General features: G+C 68.9%; 5 protein-coding genes. 4 read left to right on the top strand and 1 reads right to left on the bottom strand.

Features of this window, described 5'->3' with window-relative positions; genetic code table 11:
- The first annotated feature begins 196 nt into the window (after window positions 1-196).
- The 4 genes from U9983_RS26855 to U9983_RS26840 are packed head-to-tail and all read left to right on the top strand — an operon-like array spanning window position 197 to window position 3,844.
- Window positions 197-1,711, top strand: a complete 1,515-nt coding sequence (locus U9983_RS26855) for an FtsK/SpoIIIE domain-containing protein (protein WP_322756687.1) — start codon at window positions 197-199, stop codon at window positions 1,709-1,711.
- A complete protein-coding gene (locus tag U9983_RS26850) occupies window positions 1,708-1,932 on the top strand; it encodes a hypothetical protein (protein ID WP_322756686.1) in 225 nt (74 codons plus the stop codon). Before U9983_RS26855 ends, U9983_RS26850 begins: the two co-directional genes overlap by 4 nt.
- Window positions 1,929-3,623, top strand: a complete 1,695-nt coding sequence (locus U9983_RS26845; protein WP_322756685.1) for a replication initiator — start codon at window positions 1,929-1,931, stop codon at window positions 3,621-3,623. Before U9983_RS26850 ends, U9983_RS26845 begins: the two co-directional genes overlap by 4 nt.
- Window positions 3,624-3,652: 29 nt before the next feature.
- Window positions 3,653-3,844 (top strand): helix-turn-helix domain-containing protein, encoded by a 192-nt coding sequence (locus tag U9983_RS26840; protein ID WP_322756684.1) that lies wholly within the window; start codon window positions 3,653-3,655, stop codon window positions 3,842-3,844.
- Between the two features lie 4 nt (window positions 3,845-3,848).
- Here the strand turns inward: U9983_RS26840 and U9983_RS26835 are convergent, their stop codons facing one another.
- Window positions 3,849-4,031, bottom strand: a complete 183-nt coding sequence (locus U9983_RS26835; RefSeq protein WP_322756683.1) for a DNA-binding protein — start codon at window positions 4,029-4,031, stop codon at window positions 3,849-3,851.
- Between the last annotated feature and the right edge of the window lie 168 nt (window positions 4,032-4,199).

Below are 4,199 nucleotides of genomic sequence, written 5' to 3'. Positions count from 1 at the left end.
CCGCCAACGACTATCTGATCGAGTGTGAACGGTTCCTGTTGGACCGCAAATCCGACGACACCGGTAACGGGGCTGGGGTAGCGGCCTGATCGGCGTCATTCTCTCCGCCGTTTCGGGATGGCTGTAGAACGCTGCTGTCCAGCCTCCCGGACTTCAATCTTTCTCTTCTCTTCATGCTGGGTGGGTGTGATCTGTCATGGCCAGAATCAACGGCTCGCGGCCGTTTCCCGAGGTACCGACCAGGCATCCGAAAATCGACGTGCCGCTGTGGGCGGTCCTACTCGGGCTCGCCGGCCGGATAGGCGCCCACCTGGTCGTGTTTCTTGTCCGTCATCCGGTGGCGGTTGCGGTGCTGGTCGCGGTGGCGGTGGTCCGTCAGCGGTTCGGGCTGGTCGGGCTCGGCCTGCTGCTCGTCGCCCTGGTCGTGGTTGCGGTGGGGTGGCGGCTGGTCCATCGCCGGTCGTTTGACGGGCTGGCCCGGTGGATGTGGGGGCGGCTGCGGCTGCTGGTCGTCTACCGGTGGCGCTGGCGTCCGGTCATGGTCCATACGGATCTGGCGATTCGGATTCCGGTGTCCAACGGCGACCGGGTCTCCTTCGCCGAGACCTTCCCCCGCATCCGGACAATCCGGTCGGACCGGTGGGGCGACCAGCTCCGGATCGAACTGCTCTACGGCCAGACCCCCGACCAGTGGGCGGAGCAGGCTGAGGCGCTGCGCCACGCGTTCCGGGCTCGGTCGTGTCGGATCCGTTCCGATCGGGTGGGGTTCATCTGGGTGGACTTCGCCCGCCGCGATCCCCTGGCCGTTCCTATCCCACCGGTCGATCTGGACGGACCCGACGCCGACGGAAACGACGATGGCGACGATGACGGTCCGGTGGACCTGTCCGGGATTCCGATCGGCCGCCGGGAGGATGGCGAGCTGTGGCGGCTGCCGGTCCGCGGCGCCCATGTGCTGATCGCCGGGGCGACCGGGGCAGGGAAGAGCGCGGCGGTGTGGGCGACGATCCGCGGGCTCGGCCCGGCGGTCCGCGCCGGCCTCGTCGAACTGTGGGTAGCCGACCCCAAAGGGGGGATGGAACTGGCGTTCGGGCAGGCGATGTTCTCCCGGTTCGCGACCGATACCGAGAGCATCGCTGATCTCCTCGATGACGCGGTGTCGGTGATGCGGAAGCGGGCGGCGCGGCTGCGTGGGGTCAGCCGGTCGCACACTCCGACGACGGATGAACCGCTGATCGTGGTCATCGTCGATGAGATCGCGTCGCTGACCTCGTATGTCACCGACCGGGAGCTCAAGCGGCGGCTGTCGGCGTCGCTGCCGCTGCTGCTCTCCCAGGGCCGGGCACCGGGCGTGGTGGTGATCGGTGCGGTGCAGGATCCGCGCAAAGAGGTGCTGCCGTTTCGGGATCTGTTCCCGGTCCGGGTGGCGCTGCGGATGACCGAAGCCGACCAGGTCGATCTCGTGCTCGGGGATGGTGCCCGGGATCGCGGGGCACGCGCCGATGAGATCGGCGAGGACATGCCCGGGGTCGGCTATGTGCTCCTGGACGGGCAGGCGGACCCGGTGCGGGTGCGGGCGGCCTGGGTCGACGATGCCGAGATTGCGCGGATGGCCCGTCGGTATCCGGTGCCGGCGGTCGCCGAACTGATCGACATCGTCGGTGACGGTCCGGACGGGTGGACACCGGATGTGGACGGGCGGGCGGCATGACGGCGGGTTCGGAGGAATACGCCCCGGTGTATCCGCTGCCGGTCTGCGGCTGGTGCCGGCATCTGTGGGTGGCGCACTGGGCGGATGACGGCTGCCAGATACCGGCGGGGCGGTGGCGGGTGTGTGGCTGCCGGGAACCGCCACCCGACCACCCCGACCGACCCGATTCCGACGATGACGGCCAGGACCACGACCACGGACAGGAGGAACCGGCGGCATGACCACCCCGAACACTCCGCCGGCGGAACCGCCGGCGGGGAGCCGGGCCGCCCGTCTGCGCCAACCGCTGGCCCGTCATGTCCTGGAGGCGGTCGCGGCGGAGAACGGGGTGTGTATCCGGCCGTTGGCGATGCGGAAAGTCAACCTGGTCACCGGGGAAACTGAGATCATTCCGGTGGCGTGCGGGGCCACCCTGGCGTCCAAGTGCCCGTCGTGTGCGGAACGGGCGCGCAAGCTCCGGATGGCGCAGTGCAAGGCGGGTTGGCATCTCGATGACGAACCGCTACCCGACCCCGACCCGCCAACCGATGACGCGAAAACGCTGGTCCAGCTCCGCGCGGATCTCGAAGCGGTCCGCACCGACGCTGTGACCGGTCACGATGTGGATCAGATCGGTGAAGTGGACGATCTGATCTCGCAGGTGGACGCGGCGTTGGCAGACCTCGGCGTGCGCGGCAAGACCGCGCCGGACAGTCGGGATCGGCCACGGCGCACCCGGTCGACGCGGCGGCGGCAGGATGCCCCGGATCTGCCCCGGCTGCCGGTGGATCGGCGCACCGTGGGGCGGACGTTCACCGGATCGGACGGGATGGTGTGGCGGCCGTCGATGTTCCTGACGCTCACCTGCGACTCGTACGGTCGGGTGAACTCGGAGGGCACCCCGGTGGACCCGGACGGCTACGACTACCGGCGGGCGGCCCGCGACGCGATCCACTTTCCCAAGCTGGTTGATCGGTTCTGGCAGAACATGCGCCGGGCGGTCGGCTGGGACATCCAGTACTTTGCCTGCCTGGAGCCGCAACGCAGGCTTGCACCGCATCTGCATGCGGCGATGCGCGGCACGATCCCCCGGGTACTGCTCCGCCAGGTCGCGGCGGCGACGTATCACCAAGTGTGGTGGCCAGCCTGCGACCGGCCGGTCTACGGCGTGGATCGCCTACCGGTCTGGGACGACGAAGCGGACGGCTACGTCGATCCCGACGCACACGAACCGCTCCCGACCTGGGATGAGGCGTTGGACGCGATCGGCGACGATGCCGAACCTACCCATGTCGTCCGGTTCGGGGTGCAGGTCCGCGCCGACGGAGTGACCGCGACCAACCGCAACACCGGCCGGTTGATCGGCTATCTGTGCAAGTACCTGACGAAGTCGTTGGACACCTGCCACGCCATCGCCACCGACGCACAGCGGGCACACGTCGACCGGCTCGCCGACGCCCTGCGGTACGAACCGTGCTCGCCGGGCTGCGCGAACTGGCTGCTCTACGGCGTCCAGCCGAAAAGCCCCCGCGCCGGCCTGGTGCCCGGCCGGTGTAAGGGCAAGGTCCACCGAAGGGAAACCCTTGGCTTCGGCGGCCGGCGCGTGCTGGTCTCGCGGAAGTGGTCCGGGAAAACTCTTGCCGATCACAAGGAAGATCGGAAGGCGTGGATTCGGGAACAGCTCGCGGTCCTCGGCCACACCGACACCGACACCGGGGAGACCGGCGATGGCGGCCAGGGCGCCACGCCCGACCGGGTGGTCTGGCAGCTCCTGCACCCTGGGGACCCGGCGACGCCCCGCCGGGAACACCTGCTGCTGCGCGCGGTCGCGGATCGGCACCGCTGGCGCGCCCAACTCGACGCGGCCCGTGCGGCCCGCGGAGATCCCCACCCGGTTTCGGCAACTGACCCTGGCATGCCTCGTGCGGCCTGAACCCTCGACCCGATGACGACGGAGGAACCGTGAGCCAGCTCCTTCTCACTCCGGCCGAAGCGGCGGCCGAACTGCGGGTGAGTCGCGCGAAGCTTTATCAGTTGATGAAGGCGGGCCTGATCGACTCGGTGTTGATCGACCGGTCGCGGCGGATCCCGCGGGCGGCGCTGGTCGCCTACGTGGATCGGCTGCGCGGGTTCGAACGCGAGGATGCGGCGTGATCGGTCAGGTGGTCGGGTCGCGGGGCGGGCGGTGTTCGGCAATCCAGCGTTCCACGTCGTCGGCTCGCCAGATCTTCCCGGCTTTGATCTCGTCGAGTGGTGCGGGGAACGACGGGTCGGTGGTGACGATCTGGTGGACCCGGACGCGGCTCACGCCGAGAGATGCGGCGATCTCTGCCGTGCCCATGAGTCGTTCCCGCACCATTCCCGAAGCGTACTTGACAGTCGCTAAGCCGCCATAGACACTCAGCAGGACTTAGCGACTGCTAAGTATGGCGGTCCCGCCGGGAGCTCTCACCCTCCACGACGGGACCTAGATCCACACCCCTTCTCGAACAAGGAGCGCAGACCGTGA

It is taken from the genome of Protofrankia sp. Cas3, from assembly GCF_963555955.1.
Lineage (GTDB): Bacteria > Actinomycetota > Actinomycetes > Frankiales > Frankiaceae > Protofrankia.
The sequence above is the reverse complement of the archived record's forward strand: the minus strand, read 5'-3'. Positions and strand labels throughout refer to the sequence as shown.